Raw genomic sequence first — 21552 nt, 5'->3', positions numbered from 1 at the left:
GTACACAATGGATCCGAAGGTTGCAGTGCCCGAGCATTGACCGATTCGCGGCGCCTTGTCCACACTGAATGCGTTACCGGTGTTCGACATCCGACCCGAGAAGGAATACATGTCCGCAGGTCATGGCTTTGCCCAACATCTCGACCAACAACAGGGGAATTACCTGAAATTCGTCGAGGTTGTCCTACACACTATTCGCCGGTTGTTACCACAGAGCCTGCATCATCGATTCGACACAATCGTGGCAAGTGGACCGGCCTTCGCTATCGCCATGGTCGTTTTATTCACCGCGCTCCCCATTCTGGGGGTAAAACTCGCTTCCGGCAAGAAGCGAACGGCCTGTGCCACGAAGAGAGACACGGAGGTATGAGAATGAAAGCCCGGAGCATCGCCACCGATGGTGCCGCGAACCGCCTGCGGTACCTGGCCCTGACGAACGGCAAACCCGTGTGGGATCTGGCCCAGCGCTACGCGCCGGTGCGCGAGGGTCTCAACACCTATCTGATCGACCACGCGATCCGCGAGATGCCGCCGCGCCCAGAGCCGTTGAGCACCATGGCCCCCTACACCTCCTGGTCTTCGCTCAACGACCGGACCTACAGCGGGCGGCACCTGCCGCCGATCGACGACGCGGAGACCGGCAGGCCGCCGGTCAAGGCGACCGAGAGCCTGTTCACCCGCGCGGGCGGGATGATCCCGTGCCGCCGCTCGACGGTCATGCTCGCCTATTTCGCGCAGTGGTTCACCGACGGTTTTTTGCGCAGCGACAGTCACGTGCCGCCGGACCCGCGCAAGAATTCCTCCAACCACAGCATCGACCTGAACCAGTTGTACGGACTGACCGACGAGGCGACCGAGCAACTGCGCAGCCACGAGGGCGGCCGGCTCAAGAGCCAGTCCATCAATGGCGGCGAGTTCCCGCCCTATCTGTGCGAGAACGGAAAGATCAAGGCGGAGTTCTCGACGTTGGGCGTGGTGCACTGGAACGAACTCAACAAAGCACAGCGCGACACGTTGTTCGCCACCGGTAGCGACCGAGGCAACAGTCAGATCGGTTTCACCATGCTCACCGTGCTCTTCCTGCGTGAGCACAATCGGCTGGCGCGGATGCTGGCCGACGAACATCCGGACTGGGACGACGAACGGCTGTTCCAGACCACCCGCAACATTCTCATCGTTGTCCTGCTCAAGCTGGTGCTGGAGGAGTACATCAACCACATCACGCCGTACCATTTCCAGTTCAAACTCACCCCGCGGCTGAGCAACAATGTGGCGGATTCGCCGTGGCAACGGCAGAACTGGGCCTCGGTGGAATTCAATCTGGTCTATCGGTGGCACAGTCTCATCCCCTCCGTTCTCACCGTCGGCGGACGCGAACTGCCCGTCACGCAGACCCTGTACGCGGGACCGCTGCTGCCGAAGGCCGGACTCGGCCGCACGTTCGAGGAGGCCTCCAAGCAGGGGGCCGGGCAGATCGGGCTGTTCAATACCGACCCTTCGCTGGTACCAACGGATCTGGCCAGCATCACCCGGTCCAGGCAGCTGCGACTGGCGCCGTACAACGCCTACCGCAAGCATCTGAAGATGCGCCCGATCCACGACTTCCGGCAGCTCTCCAGCGACCCGAAGGTGTACAGCGCGATTCGCGACCTCTATCGCAGCGTGGACGACATCGACCTCTACGTCGGGCTTTTCGCCGAGGAACGCGGCTCCGACGTCGCCATCCTCGGGCCGTTGCTCACCAAGATCATCGCGATCGACGCGTTCTCCCAGGCGCTGACCAATCCCCTTGTCGCGCCGCGCATTCTGACCGCGGAGACGTTCACCGAGATCGGTATGGAGGTCATCGATTCCACCAAGACCCTCTCGGATGTGCTGCACCGCAACATGCCAGAAGATCCCCAGCCGCGCCTGGTGACCATGACCCGCCAGGACATCCGATGACCGTCGAGGAGAAGGCGCAGACGCTGATGGCGGACGCCGCGACACTCGAGGAGTGCGCCACCCGATTGGCCGAGCTCGGCACCCGCCTGCAAGGGTCGACCGGCGTCTCGTCCGAGTTCTGCGCCTTCATGACCGCGTACGCGGCTCGTTGTCGCACGGCCGCAAAGGATCTCGAGCAGATCGTGGCCCGGCTGGCCGGCAATACCGCCGTCGGCCAGCCGACACCGGTCGGGCCCGTGCCGATGCCGCCCGGTGTTCAGACCTTGCTGCAGTACTCGCAGATGGCCGTGAGTCGGCTCCCTATCCCCGGCAAGTCGTTCATCGTCGGCCGAACCCCGCCGAAGCCGGAGCAACGCTGAACAGCTAGCCGTCGCCAATGGCACCGCACGAAAGTGCGGTGCTATTGGCGTGTCGTCTGTGCTCGGTGCAAAGGTGCCGGGCCCGGGTCGACATCGTTGTCGATCCAGGCCCGTATCGGGCGCCGTTGCCCGCCGATTCACTCGAAGATGTACTGCCGCGGTCGATATGGGTGTTCAGTCGGCGCTGGTCGCCGACGGGTAGTCCCACTCGCGCACGGTCACGCCGTCGTCGAGCAACTCGGTTCGAATGAAATAGAGCTCGCCGGGCTGGTTTCTGATACGTGCCGACCGTAAATCCGCGGCGGGCAGCACATCGCGGGGATGCACGCCCGCGCGTTGGGCCACGTGATCGCGGACGGCGACCTCGATGAGGCGTCGCATGCCAGCGCAGTCGGCGGGCAGGTCGTACAGGTCGGCGACAGCGTTCGGGAACCAGTCGAGGCTTTCGAGGTCGAGCAGGCTGAGGTGGGTCGTGTCGTCGTGGAACGTCGAAAGGCCGAAGCCGGGGACGTGGCGCCGATCGCGCAGGAACGCGGCCCGCTCGTCGAGGGACGGACGGGCCAGCGGGCCCATCGGCAGCAGCAGCTCCACCAGCCGGAAGCAGACAAGTGGTCGATCCCCGGACGAGACGCGGACGTCGAACATGGGCAGCATGTCATTGTCACCGTCGAATCCGGCGAAGCGCGCGTCCACCCGGAGCAGGCCGGTATCGGGGAGCGCCGCGTAGAAGTCGGCGGTGGCCACCCGGTAGGGGAAGCCCACCTGACCGGGGTCGATCCGATCGGACCACAGATTCAGCTCGGCGTGCGGGATCACGTGGATGGCGGCGTCGAGCAGGCCGGGGTGCAGGTAGCCGCGGGGCACACCGCCAAGCCCGGCGTCCAGGACACCGGACGCGCCGAGCGCGCCTTCGCGCAGTTCCGTCAGATGCTGGAAAGCCTTGCCGTGGAAGACCCTTCCGCGCGCATAGGGCAGCTCGGCGGGACGCAGCGAGGTCAGCGGCAGCAGTGTCGGCAGCGGTGGTGGTGGAGTGCCGACGAGGGCCGTCCCCGTCGCGACGGTCACGTCGTCGGTAGATCCCTCCCGTCGGCACCAGAGTTCGACGTGCACGGAGTTGTCTGCTGCCGCAACCACCTTCGTGCTCAACCGCACCGGCCGATCGATCAGTAACCATTCGCGGACCCGGACGTCGCGCAGCCCGGTGACCCGCTCGCCGGTGTGCTCGGCGGCCGCCCCTGCGATCCGGTCGAGCATCGACATCATCGGGAAGGCCGGAGCGGTCCAGATCGGGCGGTGATCGGCGAGCCAGGTGTCGATCGCCGGATCGAGTACCTCATCGGTCGAATTCTCGCTATTCCCAACACCTTCGGGCGTGATGATCCGCATGCCGAGGTCCGTGGCGTGATAGATCCGGCGGCCGTCCACCCAGAGCCAGGCGTCCGCGATCGCGAACGGGCCGCGCTCGTCGGTTCCGGCCTCGGTGACCTCGAGTTCCACGGTGACGACGGCGTCATCGGGAATGACCTGACCGCGGAACTTCCAGGTCACCGGGCGGTCGTGTAGCGCTGTCTCGAAACGTGGTTCGACCAGCCCGGCCGCCATCCCCTTGCGAATCATGTAGCACTGGAGCAGTTGCAGCATGGCCTCCAGGCCGAGCGACCCCGGCTGCACCGGGTCCTGGAAGAAGTGCGCGCGGAAGTACCAGTCGTCGGGACGGACCGTCTTCTCGGCGCGGAGCCTGCCGAGCCCGGCCCGGCCGCCGTCTGGCCAGTAGCCGGTGATCCGGTCCAGCATCAGCAGCATCGATCCGGCCAGCCGTGGCGGACCGGCCAGCAGGCTGTGCAGGTCGAGCGCGGTCGCGGTGGGCAGTGTCAGCTGGGCGAGGTCCTCGTCGGTGGGCGGCAGTCCCTGTTGTTCGGCGAACGCGTCCGGAGGGAAGAAGCCGAAGACGCAGTGCAACTGGACAACTCGGTGATCGTCGGCGAAGACCGTCAGCCCGAAGGAGTCGATGATCATGTCCTCGGTCCTTGACCGGCCGACCAGCTCGACCTCGGTCCGCAGCACCCGGGTGGTCGAGGTGATCGAGCCGTCCAGGGTGCCGTGTCCGTCGAGGTTGCGGAACAGGAGTTCGCTTGTGCCGGGCCCGGAGTCGCCGGTGTAGAGCGCGAGCCAGCCGCACGGCTGCAGTGCGACCTCGAGCAGCACGCAGAACGGCATCGCGTGGTCGCCGTTCTCCGACCAGTACCAGGCCGTGGCCGGGACATCGTATTCGACGGTCATCGTGCTACCGACCGCGTCGCCGGGCAGGCAGGCGAGATCGGTGATCCGGCTCATGAAATGGTAAGGCGGACCGGGCAATCGGGCGGTGCGGGTCGCGCCGTCCATGCCGGCGAGTCTGGCGCCCATCATGTCGCTGGGGCGGCCCCACGCGCACGCGAGCAGCGAAGCGTAGCCGAGTTCGGCGTCAGCGGCCACCGCGACGGCCTTCGTCTCCGCGTGGCCGACCAGTCCGCCGAGGCCGGACAGCGGCACGGGCTCGCCGGTCTGCTGCGCGGCGGGGGCACCGAGATGACGCCAGTGGTCGAGCGGCCAGTCCGGCACCAGCCGAAGGGCAAGGCCCGCAACGTGAAACGCCTTCACCCCGTCGACACTGCACAGCAGGTCGGCGGTCAGCGTGGGGTACGGGCCCGCCGTGATGTCGCCGACGAACAGCTCATAGACAAGGATCCGGCTGGCCGGTGTCGCCTGTCCTCGGCAGCGCATCTGGTAGCTCTGATCCGGCACGACCTCGAAGCGCCAACCGTCTTTGTCGAGCGTGTGCCCCAATGCCGTGAGGTAGAACGCCATTGTCTGCAGACAACCTTCGAGCATCAACGTCCCCGGCATGCACGGGTCATTCGCGAAGTGCCCCTTAAAGAACCAGCTGTCGGGCGCGATCGGCAACTCCGCACGCAGGTAGCCGCGACCGTGCGGCCCGCCGTTGGGATCGAATTCGGTTATGGTGCTGAACAATTCGAGGCCGGGATGCATCAGTCGCGGTGTGCGCACGTGTGCACCGGCTTTCGCCAACGCCGGACCGAAGCAGTCCGCGAGCCGACCGGCGGAGAACGCGGACACCTCGTCCGGCCCGAACGGGCGCGTCTCGCCCCGGACGACCGGCGGATCAGACGGCCGCATCGGCGTCGCCAAATCGGCGGCCTGCCACAGCACGCCCTTGGAGGCGGCCAGTTCCTCGTCGGTGAAGAATCCCGCCTGACCGTCCCGAACGCTCAGCCGCAGTTCACCATTCACCCAGCAGTCGTAGTGGAAGAAGAACAGCCGGACCCCGTCGTGTTCGGCGTGGCCGTCGATGGTGATCTGGTAGGTGAGTGTTTCGCCGGGGACCGGTGGGCGGCCGTGGTACGTCGGCGTCATGCCGAGCAGCCGATAGACCCGGTTGCCGTCGTTCCGTAAGTCGACGCCGAGCCAGCTGATGAGCAGCAGGTCCGCCTGGCCCGCTTCGATCATGATGCCGCCCGGCATCTGCCCGGCCGGGTCGAGGTACCAGGAGTCAAGCCGCACGTCGGTCTGGGTCCAAATCGTACCCGTGCCCATGGATCCCGGTATCGCGTCGATCCGCAGGACCCGATCGGCGAGCAGCATGGGGGGCGCGGGCATTCTGGTTTGCCGCTGCTGACCGTCCTGCGGGGCGAACAGGGGGCCGAATACGGCAGAGATGGGACCGGTGGCGAGGAACTCCAGATCGCTCCGATCGAGTGTGGTGTCGCGAAAGTCCTGAGGCGGCACCGGATTTCCCGGGCCGTCTCCGAGCAGCAGCATCGTCGCCGCACGGTGGGTGAGGAACCGGTGTTGGAAATCGTGTTGCAGGGCAAGGAAATCGCGGTGGGCCCGGCTGACGGTGTCGTGGTGGACAACCAGGGCCGCGCCCAGTGCAGCGCCCGGTCGCGTTAATGGTGGCAGCACGGTGATCTGCTCCGCGCGTGCGGGCAGCCGTCCCGTCGACCCATTGAGTTCCGAACGGCCCTCTTCGGGAACGGGTGTCGGCGCCGCCAACCGGATAACCGGCGGATGCGCGTTGAACCGCAACAGCCTGCCCGCACCTACCCGGCCCTCCTGATAACACTCCGCCAACCGCGCATACAGGGCCGCGTCGTCGACTTCCACGCCGGCGGCGATCAATTCCGCCACACACCTGGCCAACTGGTGCACCCCGGACCGACCCGTCTCGTCCAGCGCCACCGCGAGGTGTTCCCGATCGCCGAGCGTCTGCCCGATCCATCCGGTACACACGGCCCTCGGCCCGTGCTCGAGGAAGATCCGGACGCCGTCCGCCCAGGCGCGTTCGACGGTGCCGCGAAAGTCGACACCGTGCACCGCGTGCGCGAGGCTCGCGTCCGCGGCCGCGTCGGCGTCCGCGGTGAACCAATCCCCTCGGCCGCAGCTGTAGAACCGCACGCCGGGCACCGGCGCGGTCGGTCGCAGATGCAGGCTGCGCCACTGGTCCGCGACCTCAGCCAACAATGGCGCGTGCACCGCGAGGTCGTAGTCGAGCGGCAGCGCGAACTCGGCATCGAGGGTGGCGAGCACCCTGGCACACGCCGCCGCTTCGCCGCCGATGGCGCAGGAGACGGGCGAGTTGACGGCCATGAGATAGACCGCCGGCTCGTCCGCGAGCACCTGCCGCACCCGATCCGGTGCCACCGCAACGACATAGCCGACCCACCGCTCGCCCGCGATGCCCGCGCGCCGCCACACTCGACGGACCGCGTCGAACCCTCCGGCGAGTTCCGTGGTGAACAACGGCGATTCCCGAAGATCGTCGATCAGGGCCGCCAGGTCGTGCCACGCGCCGAGCGCGGTGAGCGCCGCGCTCTCCCCCGACGAATAGCCAAGTGCCGCATGCGGAGTGACGCCGAGAACGTAGCGGGTGAGATGGGTGTGCAGATGACTGAGATAGGCGGCGCCGCAGATCCGCAGCACCGCGTCGTTGGGCCGGGTATCGCCGTCGTACACCCACGAGATCGCGTCGACCAGCGGCGGGCACTGCGCGATCAGCTCGGCCACCGGCTGCGGAAACGCAAGGGCCAGTTCCTGTCCCATACCGGGATAGGCGGCCGCGCCACCGGTGTAGACGAAGGCGATCTCACCGTGGATGGGCCGCTCCCGGAACACCGCCCAGCTCGGCTGCGACGCGTCCCCGCGCAGCCAGCGGCCTGCCCGCTCGGTGCGCTCGGCAAGCTGATCCGGATCCGCCGCCAATACGACCAAACGGGCTGGGCCGGAACGGGATCGGTGATCCAGCTCGACCGCTTCGATGACCTCGGCTCGGTTCGCGCCGGAGTACACGTACGGCCGCGGCGCCGGTTCGGCGAGCCAACCCGCCGCATCGCCAGCTCGCAGGCTGGTCCGAACCGGCGCCGCGGCGATCGGGTCCGTCGACACCCGCGCAGCCTCGCCCGCGAGCCAAGGGCGGGCGGGCGCGGCAGGCGACGGTCGGGCCCGATGACGGAGGGCCCGCACCGCCGCGGCCACGGACACCAGTCCGCTCGCCGCGTGCGCGGAGCCGAAGAGCGCGGTGGTCGCCGCGCCGAATGCCAGCCCTGGCCCGGCGGAATCATCGGGATCGATGATCGCCAGTACCGGTTCGCCGTCCCGGCGGGCGTGGTCGAGGTTCTTCAGCGCGAGCACGACGGCGGCGTCCCCGTGGTCGCGCTCGAGGCCGAGACCGGCCATGGCCGCGCGATGCACGGGCTCGTCGGCGAGGTCGACGGCACCGACCAGCGCGGCATCCGCCTCGCCCGACCTGATGGCCCTGGCGGCGACCGCGAGCGCCACCTGTCCGGACGCTTCCTCGGCGGAGATCGCGAAGCTCGGTCCGGTCAGATCGAGCTGCCAACTGATCCGGTTGGCAACCATATTGGCGAGACAGCCCAGCACGGCGGCGGTATCGAGCGGCGGCGCGACCGCGTCCGCCGACGCGGGGTCGATACCGAGCTCGCCCGCCCGCACCCGCCAGCGCAGGTTGAATCGCGCGAGCTCCGGATCGCAGCCCATGCCGACGAGCACGAGCGTTCGATCGTCGACAAGTCGAATTCCGTCGGCCGCCTCGCGCGCGGCCTCCAGGACCAACAGCTGTTGTGCTTGGGCCGCACCGAGATCGGCGGGCGGCAGCCGAAGGTCATCGAGCTCGACCTCGAGGGTCTGCCTGGTTGCGGACGGCGCGACACCGCTGAGCAGCGCCTTGGTGAAGTCGGCGGTGTTCCGACCGTCACCGACCCTGGCGCCGATCGCGACAACGGCAACCTGCGTCGCGGCTGCCTTGCTAGTGCTCGGCTTTCGCACCGCGGCCGCCAGATCGTCGGGACCGTGCGTCCAGGAGTCCACGATCAGATGCGCGTTGTTGCCGCCGAATCCGAACGCGCTGATCGCGGCCCGCCGCGGCCCCGCCCACGGCTCGTTCTCGCGCAGCACCCGCAGCGGGGTTCCGGCCAGCGCGGGCAGCGGCCGCTGCACCCCGGGTGTCAGCGGCCGCACGCCCGCCTCGATCGCACCGAGCACCTTGAGCAGACCCGCGACACCGGCCACGGTCATCAGATGACCGAAGTTCGCCTTGGCCGAGCCGACCGGCAGATCGGCCGACTCGGCGAAAACGCGGGCGTTGCTGCGTACCTCGGTCGTGTCGCCGATCGCCGTCCCGGTCGCATGGCATTCCAGCAGCGACACCGTCTCCGGCGCGCAGCCCGCCGTGGCATATGCCTGCCGCAGTGCGCGTTCCTGGCCTGCCTGGTTGGGGACGAGCAGCCCGTCGCGCCGACCGTCGTTGCCGAGTCCGATCCCGCGCAGCACACCGAGAATCGGCACGCCGCGCTCGACGGCGTCGGGCAGCCGCATCAGCGCGACGATCCCCGCGCCCTCGGCGGGCACGAGACCATCCGCGTCGCTGTTGAATGGCCGTGACCTACCGGTCGGGCTGAGCGCCGACAGCGAGGTGAATCCGATGTGGACGAACAGATCGTCGGCGCTGTTCACCGCGCCCGCCAGCATCAGATCCACGGTGCCGTCGTGCAGCCGGTCGCACGCCAGCTTCACCGCGTACAGCGACGACGCGCAGGCAGCGTCCAATGCGAACGCGCCGGCGCCGAGACCGAGGGCACGGGCAAGCAGATGGGTGGTCAGTCCCGGCCAGAACCGGCCGCGCGGGTCAGGTGTGAATTCCGCACCGAGCCAAATACTTTCGGCATAGCGGGCCATGGTGGTGCTCGGCAGCGTGAGATTGCCGAGCACCAGCCCGCACCGCTGGCGCTCCGGCACGCCCTCGCCCGCCTCCCGCAGTGCCTGCCGTGCCGAATCCAGGACCCACCGGACGCCGGGATCGAGAGCGTTCAGCTCGTCGGGCGGCAGCGCGAAACCGGTCGGGTCGAAGGAATCGTCGAAACCGGTTACGTAGCCGCCGATTTCATGCAGCGCGAAGTCCGCGCCTGGTGTCAGCACCGACGCCGGAGGTACCCGCCACCTACCGTCGGGAGCGTTGGTCAGGCTCGTCCGACCGGCGATCACCAACTCCCACAGTGCCATTGGGGACAGCGCGCCGGGCAGCACGCAGCCACGACCGACGACCGCGATGGGCGCGGTGGCATGGAAGGGCGACATCGGCATACCTCCAGATCAGCGGGATGGTTGAGTCGATCAGCGTGGCCGTGCGACCAGTTGGAGCCCGGAGAGTTCGGCGACCGTCGTACCGTCCGCCCTGATCAGCGTGGCGTCACAGACGGCGTCGACGTCGTTGACGGTGCCGCCACGCACCACACAGCGCAGCGGTTCGTCGGTGGGCGGGCCGGGATGGAACCGGCACTCGCGGATCGACATCGGCAGCGTCGCCGTGCCGAGCGCCTGCTCGGCCCAGAGCACCGCGAGCTGAAACGCGCCGTCCAGCGCGGCCGGGTCGATGCGCCACGGTTCATTGGGCCAGCCGAGCTGACGCACCCCGACCACGGTGCCGATAGCCGTTGCCGCCGTTGCCCCTTCGATGTCGGTGAGCGCCTGGAAGCGCGGTCCGTGGAACAACGCGGGTCCGGCATATGCCGTCGCCGGGTCGACCGGGGCGAGCCCGGAATGACCGCCGCCGAGGTGCGGTGCGTGCGGCATCGACTCGCCGTCCGGGAAAACCGTTGCCCGGCAATGATGTTCGCCGTACTGTCCGGCCAGCTCCAGCTGTGGGGTCTGCCCCGCCGTCCGACGGGTGTGCACGACGAAGTTGGCCCGGCCCGAATCCGGCACGGTGGCCTTGGCGAGCACCTGGATGTCCTGTGCCACCAGGACGCGGTCCGACAGACCCGCGTCCGCGTCGACCGCGGCCCGCAGGAACCAGTCGAGCATCATCGCCAGCGGGACGACCCGACGCCCGACGATCATGTGGTCACGCAGCTGCGGATGGGACGAGTCGCTCACCATGATCTCGGCCGTGTGCTCCGCCGGGTCGGGGTCCATGGCCGCAGCGGCCCCCGCCGCGATGAGCACCCGTACGTCCGGCGAACCCGCGGTCAACTCCTCGACGAACGCCGCGGCGCCCGGCGCCAGCTCGATCAGATCGACATCGCGCCGACGGAACTGCTCGGCGAGTTCAGGTCCGACCATCCCGCCGTGCCATGGCCCCCAGGCCAAGGACTTCACCACGATCCCCGGATCCTTTGCCTGCCAACCGGATGCGAGATGTTCCAGGATTCGGTTGGCCATCGCGTAGTCGCACTGACCGGGATTGCCGTAGCTGGCCACCACGGAGGAGAAGACACAGACCAGCCGCACCGGGTCGGCGCGAAGCTGCTCGGACAGGTGCCCGAAGCCCTCGGCCTTGATCCCGACGACCCGATCGAACTGCCGATCGGTCTTGTCCGCGACCAGGCGGTCGGCCAGCACTCCCGCGCCGTGGATGAGCCCGGTGATCGGCCCCCACTTCGCGCGGACCTCGGCCAAGGCCGCACGCACCGCCGCGGGGTCGGTGATATCGGCGGCCAGGTAGCTGGTCGGCGAGCCCGTGGCCGCGAGTTCGGCCAACGTCTTGCGTACCTCCCGGACGGCGAGCACCCGACGCACCTCCTTGTCCACGTCGGCCGGATTCGGGCGACGGCTACTCCGGCGGGTGCGCGCGATAAGTGCCTGGCGCACACCGGATTCGCCGATGGCGCCGCGCAGATCGGACGGCTCAACCGCCAGTGCCGTCCGCCCGATCAAGGCCAGCCGCGGTCGACGGGCCCGCGCGAGCGCCAGCGTGCAGGCCGCCGTCACCCCGCGGGCGCCGCCCGTCACGACGATCACCGAATCCGCGTCGATCGTCTCGTCGGTCCGTCCCGGTACCAGCGGAGTCGGCCGCAGCCGCAGCTGACTCCTGGTGCCATCGGCACGCAGCGCCACCTCCGGTGCGGAACCGCCGCCGAGCAGTTCGGCGGCCAATGCCGCGGCGACATCGGTCGAATTACGTCCCGCGCCCGCACAATCGATCGCTTTGACGGTCGCGCCCGGCCATTCCCTGGCACAGGTGCGAGCGAGCGCGGCCAGTCCGCCCACCCAGGCGCGGCGTGCAGAGGTGCCGCTGATCCCGAAGTCACCACCGGTGTCCTGCACGGTGACGAAGGTTCCGCCCTTGGCCGTCATGCGGGCCGCTACCGCTCGCGCACACCGGAATGCCGCGCGCTCCACCTGAATACCGTCTTCCTGGTTGGTGATACGACGCAGCCCACCGAGGAACACGACCGTGTCGAGCAGACCGACCGTGTCCGCGTCCGCGTCGGTATAGAGCACGGCCGTGACACCCGCGTCCTGGAGCTTCGCGATCAACGCCTCGGCGATGCCGCCGCCGTCGTCGGTGACCGCCACGGTGCCGCGCAGCAAACCGGGCAGCACCAAGCCTGGCGGCGCGACCGGGACCAGGTGCGGGGTCAGCCGTGTCAGGCCGGACCGAGATTCGCCCTCCTCGTCGTCGCGCCCGCCGCTCTCCTCCTTGCGCCGGGACGGGGTTGCCTGCTCGCGGGCCGCTTCCGGCCTGCGCAGGTAACCGGAGATCTCCCCCATGGTGCGCAGCCGAGCCAGTTCGGCGGGGTCGAGCTTCGGCAGGCCGGGGACGCGCTGGCGGATGGTCGACAGGATCTGCACGCGTTTGATCGAGTCGACGCCGAGGTCGTGTTCGAGATCCATGTCGGTGCCGAGCATGTCGACCGGGTAGCCGGTCAGCTCGGCCATGATGGTGAGGAGTGTGTCCTCGATGTCTACCGCGGCGTCTTCGGCTGCCGGTGCGGGTTCCGGAGTCGGTTCGACCGCAGCGGGCGTCGCTGCCGGAGTCGGTGCGGTTACTGCCGGAGTCGGGGCGGCCGCTGTAGGAGTCGGTGCGGCCGCTGCGGGAGTCGGCGCCGGGGCGACTGCCACCGCAACCGCGGGCGCATCAGGAGTGGCGGGTGCGGCCTGCGCGAGTGCCGGAGTGACGCTACGCGCGGATTCCGCCGGTGACCTCGGCACGGCCGCATGCCCGTTGCCGCTGGCCCGCTCGGGTGTCGCGGGGGTCGTCGGCATCGGCAGCGCGACAGCCATATTCGGCGACTCACGCACCGGGATCGACGCGAGATCCGCCGCGGGTGCTCCGCTCAGCGCGGTGATCATGCCGTTGAGGGTGGCCTCGCTGGTACGCAGGTACGCGACGTGGCCGTCGGCGAGCGCACGCTGATACGACGAATGCACCTCGCTGGTCTGCCGCTGGATCTCTTGCAGCGCCCCAAGCCATTCGGTGGGTTCGGCGGCGCGGCGCGGCGGCCCGATCTCGGCACCACCGTGGTCGGCACGCGCGACCAACGCGCCGGTCGTAGTGCGGGTCGAATCGTCGTGATCGTTCGGCATCGGGATCTCCACTTCGTCTTCATAGGGCGGATGAGGCTTTCTGTCGGTGGTGCTACGAGATTCGATCGGCGTCGAGTCCAACGCGATCGGTTCGATCGGCGCGACGCCCTCGGGTGGCGGATATGGCTTCCCGTACTGGGTACCGAGCAGCTCGACCGTCATCCGGTTCTTGCCGGTGGGCGCCGCCCGCTGCGGTGAAAGTCGCAGTGGCGCAGCGTCGATGGCCACGCCGTGCACGGCAAGCTCGCCGATCGCGTGCTGCAGTGCCGTGACCCCGTCGTGCCCCTTGCGGTCGAGTGCCACCGCCACATGCGCACGGGGACCGAGGATCTGGTGCACCAGCCCGGTCAACGCGGTGCCCGCGCCGAACTCGACGAACGTGCGCGCCCCCGCGTCGTACATGGCCTCGATCTGGTCGGCGAAACGAACCGGCGAGCTGAGCTGGCGGACCAGCCGCGCCCGGATCTCCGCACGGTCGGCGGGATACCTTGCGGCGTCACTGTTTCCGTAAACGGGAAGCCCAGGGGCCGCGATCTCCAGCGCGTCCAGGAATGCCCCCAGTCGCTCGCCCGCCGGTTTCACCAGTGGACTGTGGAAGCCGGTCGAGGTGTTCAACCGTTGCGCGGTGACGCCGCGGTCGGCGGCCCGCTGTTCCAGCGCGGCGAGCGCGGCATGGGTGCCCGAAACCACCGTCTGGTCCGGACTGTTCAGGTTGGCCACCCACAGCGCGGCGTGGTCGCCGATCAGCGCTTCGGCCAGCGCGGCGTCGCCGCCGATCACCACCATGCCGCCGAGCGTGCCGCCCGCGTCACGCATCAGTTCGCCTCGCGTACGGGCCAATCGCACCAGTGCCTGGAGGTCGAAGCAACCCGCGGCGTGCAGCGCGGTCAGTTCGCCGAAGCTGTGCCCGCCCAACAGGTCCGCGCGCAGCCCGACCTGCTCGGCCAACCGCAGCTGCGCCGCGCACTGCACGGCCAACGCGGGCTGGGCCCACTCGGTCGCACGCAGCTCGTCCTCCAATCGCTGTCGGTCCGCCGCGTCGAAAACCGGTCGGGGGAAGACGATCTCGTGAATGGACCGGTCGCCGAATCGCAGGTCGGCCGTCTCGTCCCATGCCGCAAGGGCTTCGGGGAAGGCCATCGCCAGATCGGCGCCCATGCCGGTGTACTGGGCGCCCTGCCCGGAGAACAGGAACGCCACCTTGCCCGGTTCTGCCGGACCGGTCCGGTACTGGATGCCCGGACGGGTGAAGGGTTCCTCGGCGTCGGCGGTGAGTCGGGTTGCCGCCTCCTCCGCGAGTCCGTCCAGCTCGTCCGGTGCGCCGACGAGCGACAGCCGCAACGGGTCAGAGGCACGGAAATCGGTCCGGGAGTCGGACCGCAACCGGTCGACCAGCTCCGCCCCCGAGCCAGCGCTGAGCATGACGAGTTCAGTGGATACGGGATACATCCGCTCGGCGGCCCGACCGCCCCGCGCGGGAACGTACTCCTCCAACGTGACGTGAAAGTTGCTGCCGCCGAAGCCGAAACTGGACACCGAGGCCCGGCGCGGATGATCCGGGCCTCTGACCCATGGCCTCTTCTCCGTGTTGAGATAGAGCGGGCCGTCCTCGAGGTGCAGGTCAGGGTTCGGCCGTTCCACCTTGATGGTCGGCGGCAGCACCCGATGCTGCAGCGCCAGAACGGCTTTCATCAGGCTCACCGCGCCTGCCGCCGATTTGGTGTGCCCGAACTGCGATTTCGCGGAGCCGACCGCGCACCACCTACCCCCCGACGGCCCCGCCTCGGCGAAAACCCCGGACAGCGCGGTCATCTCGGCCAGGTCCCCCGCCTTGGTACCGGTGCCGTGCGCCTCGACCAGCTCGACCGTGGCCGGTGAGTACCCGGCCATGTCGTAGGTCCGCAGCAGCGCACGCGCCTGCCCCTTCGGCACCGGCGCGTAGATCGCCGTGCCCTGTCCGTCCGACGAACTTCCCACCCCGCGCAGCACCGCGTAGATCCGGTCGCCGTCGCGCTCGGCATCGTCCAGCCGCTTGAGCGCGAACATGGCCAGGCCCTCGCCGAGCATGGTCCCATCGGCCTTATCGGAAAACGGGCGGCAATCCCCCGACGGCGACAGCGCGGGCGTCTTGCTGAAGCACATGTACATCGTGATGTGGTTGAGCGTGTCCACCCCGCCGACGAGCATCAGGTCGGTCCGGCCGAGTTCCAGTTCGGCGACGGCCGCCGACAGCGCCGCCAGCGAGCTGGCGCAGGCCGCGTCGGTGGTGCAGTTGATGCCGTGCAGGTCGAGCCGGTTCGCGATCCGCCCGGCCACCACATTGCTCAGCAGGCCGGGAAACGTCGCCTCCTGCCACGGCACGTAGTTGTCCGCGATCCGGTCGCAGATCTGCTCGGCCTCGGCATCGGGAACTCCGCTGTCGCGCAGCGCTTTCCGCCACACCGGCCGCTGCAGTCGGCACGCCATGTGCAGCAGCAGTTCCAGCGCGCCGGTGCCGATGATGACGCCGGTCCGTTCCCGCACCGCCGCCGACAGCTCGCCGCCGCCCGCGGCGTCGCGCAGCGCGCGCTCGGCCACCGGCAGCGCGAGCAGTTGCGCGACATCGGTGGCGGGCAGCGTGGTCGGCGGTGTGCCGTAAGCGAGCGGGTCGTAGCTGGTCGGCGACAAAAAGGCGCCGCGCCGCGCGTACGTCTTATCCGGCGCGGCCGGGTCGGGGTGGTAGTAGTCATCGAGCAGCCAATGGCTGGGTGGTACCTCGGTCATCAGGTCGCGACCGGCCAGACAGTCCCGCCAAAAGCCCGGGACGTCGGACGAACCCGGCATCAGCGCGCTGACGCCCGTCACGGCTACCGCGAGACGGCGCGTCTTTGGTCCGCGAGCACCCTTGTCTTTTATAGGAACATTCTTCACGATTTCCAACATAACCACTTGGCAGCACACCCGAACAATACGAAAAATGACCCGGGCCGAACGATGTAGACTGCAACTTATCTAGCTATCTAGCTATCTCAAATAGCTTCCGTTGAGCGCGCTATGCATTTAGAATCAGTCCAGTACGCATCGGGATGACTGCTATTTCAGGGTTAATTCGCCAAGATTGTCGATCATGATTGCGCCGCATTAGTGCCGTAATAGTGTTTGCAATTACGTCGTGATAGCGCGTTAGCAAGTCATATCTAATGCATGATCCGTCTTAGCGCCCCCTCCACCCTATGGTGCAGTCCCGGAACTGGAGGAGAGTGCCGCCATGTCAGCATCGCGCGATCCCATCGAGCTCAGTGCCACAACCATCGAGCTAGCCCGGGAGGCATCCAGCCAATTGGCCAAGTTGATCGACATCATCAAGAAGCTCGAGGAATCCGCCAGCGACCACAGAATAGATCAGATGGTTCATATATCGCATCGCCCCGGTTTCGGTACCGGCGAACGTGGAGCGCCACACCCTAAAATCCAAATCGAACTTCCCGATATGGGGTTGACCAAACGTGAACAGCAGGTGCTAGGCCTGCTCATCGAAGGGCTCACCAATCGGCTCATCGCCCGAAAGCTCGGTATCGCCGAGGCGACCGTCAAGAATCACCTGCACTCGATCTTCATGAAGCTCAAGGTGACCGGCCGGGCCCAGGTCATCGCGATGATCTTGAGCGGGCGAGCAGGCGCCGCACCCCCGCCTACCGAAGGTCGGTGAAGCCTTCCTCGAGACAACTCATGAAAGCGGGCAGATCGGTGACCGCGGCGGCGTCAACGGTGACGCCGACCGAGGCACCGGACCGCCGGGAGATCATGATCGCCGTCACGGCGCAGCCGGGCACCGGGCCGAAGCACCAGAAGTCCTGGATGGCCGCGCCGGACAGATAGAACCCGCGATCGAACACGGGGATCTGGCTCAGCTGGACGTCGAAACTCAGCCCGATCCGCCGGGCGACCTCGAGCACCAAGGGAGTGGGCAGCCGATTGAGCAGGGTCGTCACGATATCGAGGCCGCCGAGGTCGAATGCGCCGTTCGCCTCGGTGAGCAGCCGATGCACCGCGGCGAGCCGGACCAGCGGATCCTTCTCGGCCATCGGCGCGGCCACCCGCACCCCGCCGAAGCGGTTGCCCGCCATCGGCCGGTTCCCGCGAACCCGCAACGGCATCGCCACCGAAAGCGTCTCGGGCGCAGCGCCATACAGCTCGTGGTAGCGGCGAAGGCCACCCGATACCGCGGTGAGGAAGACGTCGTTGATCGACGCACCGGCGGTACTCGCCGCGGCCCGTAGCCCGTCGACCGGCACCGTGAGCAGGTCGAGTCGTCGGGTGGTGCCGCGCCCGCTCAGCAGCGGCGACAGCGGACCGACCGGGCGTGGCGCCAATTCGACGACCGTGCGCAGCATTCGGGTCAGCTCCACGACGGCGTGCTGCGGCTGTGCCGCCGCCCGCAGCGCCTCCTCGGCCAGCCGGAACAGGCCTGCGGAGACCAGGTCGGCCCCCAAACGCGAAGGGAGCAGCGACAATACGGAGGGCGGCGGCGGCACGGGAGGTACCGGCGGTTGCGGCTTGTCCGACCTCGGCTCGCGCTGACGGCTGAGCAAGGAGGTCAGCCACGAGATGGCGGCCTGACCGTCGGCCATGCTGTGATGGAAGCGCAGGATCCAGGCCGCGGCGCACGCCTTGCCTTCCCACCGCACGCCCTCGACCAGCACGCTCTCCCAGAGCGGTCGATTCGGGTCGAAGGGCGCCCCGGCCATGGTCTCGGCCAGGTCGAGCAGTTCGCGGCGGCCGGCGGGCTCGGGCAGCCGCACCCGCCGGACGTGGTGGCTCAGGTCGAACTCCGGGTCCGCGGTCCATACCGGCGACGCGGGATTCAGCAGGGGGGTCACCGGCCGCTCGCGCAGCCTCGGCACCATCCGGGTTGCCCAATCATGGCCTGTGCGAAGGCGTTCCCAGTCCGGCACCTGGTCGAGCAGGAACAGCCCGATCAGCGGTGAGCGCAGCCTCGGGTCGGCCTCGCAGCGCCACATCAGGGCATCCAGGGCGTTCAGCTGCCTGGGCAGGTTCCAGGCACCGGCGCCGAACTGCTCCGCAAGTCTCATGATCGTCGCTCCTCAGGCGATGGGATGGTCGTGCGGGACGCCGACGAGCGTCTCCAGATAGCGCTGACGGACCTGCTCGATCCGCGCGTCGAGCTCGCGGATCGGCCAGTCGGTCACATCGATGGGCTCATGGACGACCACATCGATTCGGCCGGGCCGTGCGGTCCACGCGTTGCGGGCCATGAGCTGGCCGGCGTTGCGAATGACGATGGGCACCACCGGAACCGCGCCCCGGCGGGCAAGCAGGAAGCCGCCCTTCTTGAAGGGACCCGGCATCGGGGTCCGCGACCGGGTGCCCTCCGGGGCGACCGCCAGTGAGAGCCCCCGCGACAGACAGTCCAGCGCGGGGCCGAGGAAATCCGGGGCGAGCAGCTTGGCGTCCCGGTCGATGAACATGACGTCCATCAGCCTGCCAAGCTGGGACAGCCCGGGCGTCGCGGCCAACTCGGCCTTGGCGAAACCGGTGTAGTCCTGGCCGAGCAGTTTGATCATGATCGCCAGGTCGAGTGGACTCTGATGGTTGAACAGGAACACCGCGGGCCTGCGGGCCCGCAGATTTCGGGCACCGAGCACCCGCAATCGGATGCCCGCCAGACCCAGGTAGGTGTCGCTGGCAAGCAGCACGCCGAGTTCGGCCGCACGCCGCGGATCGGCGCCGAGCAGTCCGACGCACAGGCCAGTACTCACCCCTACGGCGAGCCCGCCGTACGCGGCGGCCGAGCGCATCGCGTTCAGTCCGACGGCGGAGTTTGCCGTATCCGATTGCAGCACAGCCCAATTCCGGTCGGCGGCCAGCGCGCCGAGCTCCGCACCCGGACTCACGGCGCAGGGTTTGCCGACCATCTCCAGGAACGGGACGTCGTCGACGGTGTCGGCGTAGGCATAGCTGGACGCGAGATCGATATCGTGCGTCACGCTGAACGCCTGTACCGCAGCCGCTTTGGCGGGTCCATAGAGTAGCGGGCCGGTCAGCTCTCCGGTGACCACACCGTCGACCACCGCCAGTTCGGTACACAGCACCTGCTCGATGCCCAATTCCCTTGCCATGGGATCGATTTGATAGCGGGTCGCGGCCGAGACCAGCACGATGGTGTGTCCCTTGCGTCGATGCGCCTGCATCAGCGCCCACAGGCCCGTGCGCAGGCGACCCGCGAGGGCGTCGACGAAGACACGTTCGCCGAGCAGCCGTAGCTCCTCCTCGCGGCGACCGGCGCACAGGCGCAGTGCCAGCCGATACGCCGACGGGATGTCGTCGTCGGACTCCCCGCGCAGCCAGGTCGGCACGAGCCACCTGGCCAACGGCAGCCCGGTATCGAGGAATTCGCGCAGCAGAGCCGTGGCGGAGGCGCCAGGTCGACCGAGCCGATCGGCCAGCATCGTTGGCAGGATCGGCAGCACCGCCGGCAGAAACGCGGTGATCGATTGCCCGTCAACCAGCGTGCCGTCGAAATCGAAGAAGGCCGCGATCCGCGGACCCTCCTGTCCCCGCAGAACGCCCTCGACGTGCGCGTCAAAGACGTTCATCCAACCCCCTCAGCAGACCGGGCACGGTGTCGGACCTGGCGAGGCGGACGAGCTGGTCGACCAGCATTGCCAGTTCGTCCGCGAACTCGGCACGTGCCTGCGCCGCAGCCGATTTGGATTCCAGCAATCCCTCCGCCGCGGCCGCCGCCAGCGCGGCCCGGCACAGCTCGCGCGAGACCGACTCCGGCCAGTGCACTGTGTTCATGTCGATACCGGCGAATACCTCGGCGCAGGACCAGCGACGCCGATCCCGCAGCGGTTCGGGAGTATCCCTGAGCCACACCGCGACTCGGTGAAATGCCTCGAGCACCGGCCCGAGTAAACGGGGCGCGAGCAGGAACGACTGGTTGCCGAGACTGGCCGAGATCGGGTCCTCCGGCCTGCGCGCCCGCACCAACTCGACGGTTTCGCGGCGCAGGATCTCGTCGTATTCCGCCGCCTCGGGGAGCACGAAGACATGCTTCAACAGCTCACGCAGGCGCAGTGCCCGAGCCGTCGGGTCGACCGCGTCCTCGGCCGCAAGCAGGGCGAGTTCGGCGATCGCGCGCATGATCAACCAGTGGCTGCCCGAATAGCGGTAGTAGGCCGCGAGTTGGTGCTGCTGTGCGCCAATTCGGTAGCCGGGCTGGAAGTTTCCCTCGACCTCGGTCAGTACCCCCGCACGGACCAGGCGGTCGAGAACGGCCCGCACACCGCGCGGCCCGCGCAGCCTGTCCTTGCCCGCCACCGGGATTCGCCGATTCGCGGCGAAGGCGAGCAGCGGCTCGAGGGCACGGCTGATCTGCCGCAGGCTCTGCGGACCGCGCTCCCCTTCGGCAAGCACCAGGGTGAGCGCCGATTCCACGGTGAACGGTGTCGCGGCGGCGAGTCGGTGCGCAAGCTCGTGCGTGATCGTCTCCACGGCGGCCCAGTCGCCGGCGTCGCCCACCGACACCAATTGCTCTCGCAGCGATAGGGGTTCGCCGAAGACCAGTCGTGCGGTGCCGCCGCGCGCGACCCGGTTGGCCCGGTAGTACCGCAGCATCCCGGACAGGCCCTCCGGCCGCTTCGGTTCGCCACGATCCTCGTCGACCAGTGTCCGCGCTTCGGGCAGCACGTCGTAGGTGATCGAGACCGGGACCAGGTACAGGTCATCGATCCTGGCGTCGTGGAAGGCATTGACGAGGATGCGCAGCAGGCCGGGACGAATCCGGCGCAACCGGCCGGTGCGGGTCCGGCCCGCCTCCGGATACCACTCCAGGTGCGCGCATCGCTCCAAAAGGTGGGCCAGGTATGCGCGCACCGCGAAGTGATAGGTCGGGTCGCGGCCGAAATCCCGCTTGATGAAGATCGTTCCGGCCCGGCGGCCGAGCGCGCCAAGTGGCCAGAACGACAGGTTGTCGCCCGCGAGCCGGTAGGTGCGCGGCAGCCCCGCGCTGCGCAGAATCCGGTCCAGCAGAAGGGAATCCGCGTAGGAGCGGTGCGCGGGCAGGAAGACCATCGGGTAGCGGCCGCTGAGCTCCCACACCTCGGTGAGTCCGACGACGTCGTGCTCGAGTCGCCAGGCGGTGCCGGTGATCGGGTAGAGCAGCAAGTTCATCAGCCGCCGCGCCAACTCCTGGCCGCCGATCCCCTCGGCGACCAGTCCCGTCACGTCGTCGGCCAACCGACGTTGCGCGACACCGCTCGGCAGCTTCGCTCTGATCGACAGCCGAAGCACCTCCGCGTTCCCGGCCCAGCGGTCGAGGATCCTGGCGGCCGTCCGAGCCCGACGTCGTTGTGCCAAGCCATGA

The 21552-nt window shown here is 68.4% G+C and carries 9 protein-coding genes; 4 read left to right on the top strand and 5 right to left on the bottom strand.

Going from position 1 to position 21552, the window contains the following annotated elements:
* The first annotated feature begins 79 nt into the window (after positions 1–79).
* Genes OG203_RS43535 through OG203_RS43525 form a run of 3 tightly spaced genes read left to right on the top strand, consistent with a single transcriptional unit; the run spans position 80 to position 2303 of the window.
* The gene (locus tag OG203_RS43535) at positions 80–370 is read left to right on the top strand and encodes a hypothetical protein (protein ID WP_405163034.1); all 291 of its coding nucleotides are present in this window, start codon (positions 80–82) and stop codon (positions 368–370) included.
* Positions 371–372: 2 nt separating this feature from the next.
* Positions 373–1944: a peroxidase family protein gene (locus OG203_RS43530; protein WP_405163033.1), complete on the top strand. Its 1572-nt coding sequence runs from the start codon at positions 373–375 to the stop codon at positions 1942–1944.
* The gene (locus OG203_RS43525; protein ID WP_405163032.1) at positions 1941–2303 is read left to right on the top strand and encodes a hypothetical protein; all 363 of its coding nucleotides are present in this window, start codon (positions 1941–1943) and stop codon (positions 2301–2303) included. The genes OG203_RS43530 and OG203_RS43525 overlap by 4 nt, the downstream gene beginning before the upstream one ends.
* A 174-nt stretch (positions 2304–2477) precedes the next feature.
* Here OG203_RS43525 and OG203_RS43520 read toward each other — a convergent pair whose 3' ends face one another.
* On the bottom strand, positions 2478–9953 hold the full coding sequence (locus OG203_RS43520; protein WP_405163031.1) for a beta-ketoacyl synthase N-terminal-like domain-containing protein: 7476 nt from the start codon (positions 9951–9953) through the stop codon (positions 2478–2480).
* A gap of 36 nt (positions 9954–9989) precedes the next feature.
* On the bottom strand, positions 9990–16094 hold the full coding sequence (locus OG203_RS43515) for an SDR family oxidoreductase (protein WP_405163030.1): 6105 nt from the start codon (positions 16092–16094) through the stop codon (positions 9990–9992).
* 337 nt (positions 16095–16431) lie between these two features.
* On the opposite strand from OG203_RS43515, the gene OG203_RS43510 reads away from it, so the two are divergent.
* Positions 16432–16872, top strand: a complete 441-nt coding sequence (locus OG203_RS43510) for a LuxR C-terminal-related transcriptional regulator (protein WP_405163029.1) — start codon at positions 16432–16434, stop codon at positions 16870–16872.
* Here the strand turns inward: OG203_RS43510 and OG203_RS43505 are convergent.
* From OG203_RS43505 to OG203_RS43495, 3 genes are read right to left on the bottom strand one after another with little or no spacing between them, the layout of a single operon-like run.
* Entirely contained in the window at positions 16856–18256 is a 1401-nt protein-coding gene (locus OG203_RS43505; protein WP_405163028.1) for a wax ester/triacylglycerol synthase domain-containing protein, read from the bottom strand. The two genes, OG203_RS43510 and OG203_RS43505, sit on opposite strands and share 17 nt — an antisense overlap.
* A 12-nt stretch (positions 18257–18268) precedes the next feature.
* Entirely contained in the window at positions 18269–19780 is a 1512-nt protein-coding gene (locus OG203_RS43500; protein WP_405163027.1) for an HAD-IB family hydrolase, read from the bottom strand.
* A complete protein-coding gene (locus OG203_RS43495) occupies positions 19767–21545 on the bottom strand; it encodes a 1-acyl-sn-glycerol-3-phosphate acyltransferase (protein ID WP_405163026.1) in 1779 nt (592 codons plus the stop codon). The genes OG203_RS43500 and OG203_RS43495 overlap by 14 nt, the downstream gene beginning before the upstream one ends.
* Positions 21546–21552 lie beyond the last annotated feature (7 nt).

Source organism: Nocardia sp. NBC_01499 (genome assembly GCF_045040275.1).
Lineage (GTDB): Bacteria > Actinomycetota > Actinomycetes > Mycobacteriales > Mycobacteriaceae > Nocardia.
Note: the sequence above shows the minus strand (reverse complement) of the source record. Positions and strands in the feature narration are given on the sequence as shown.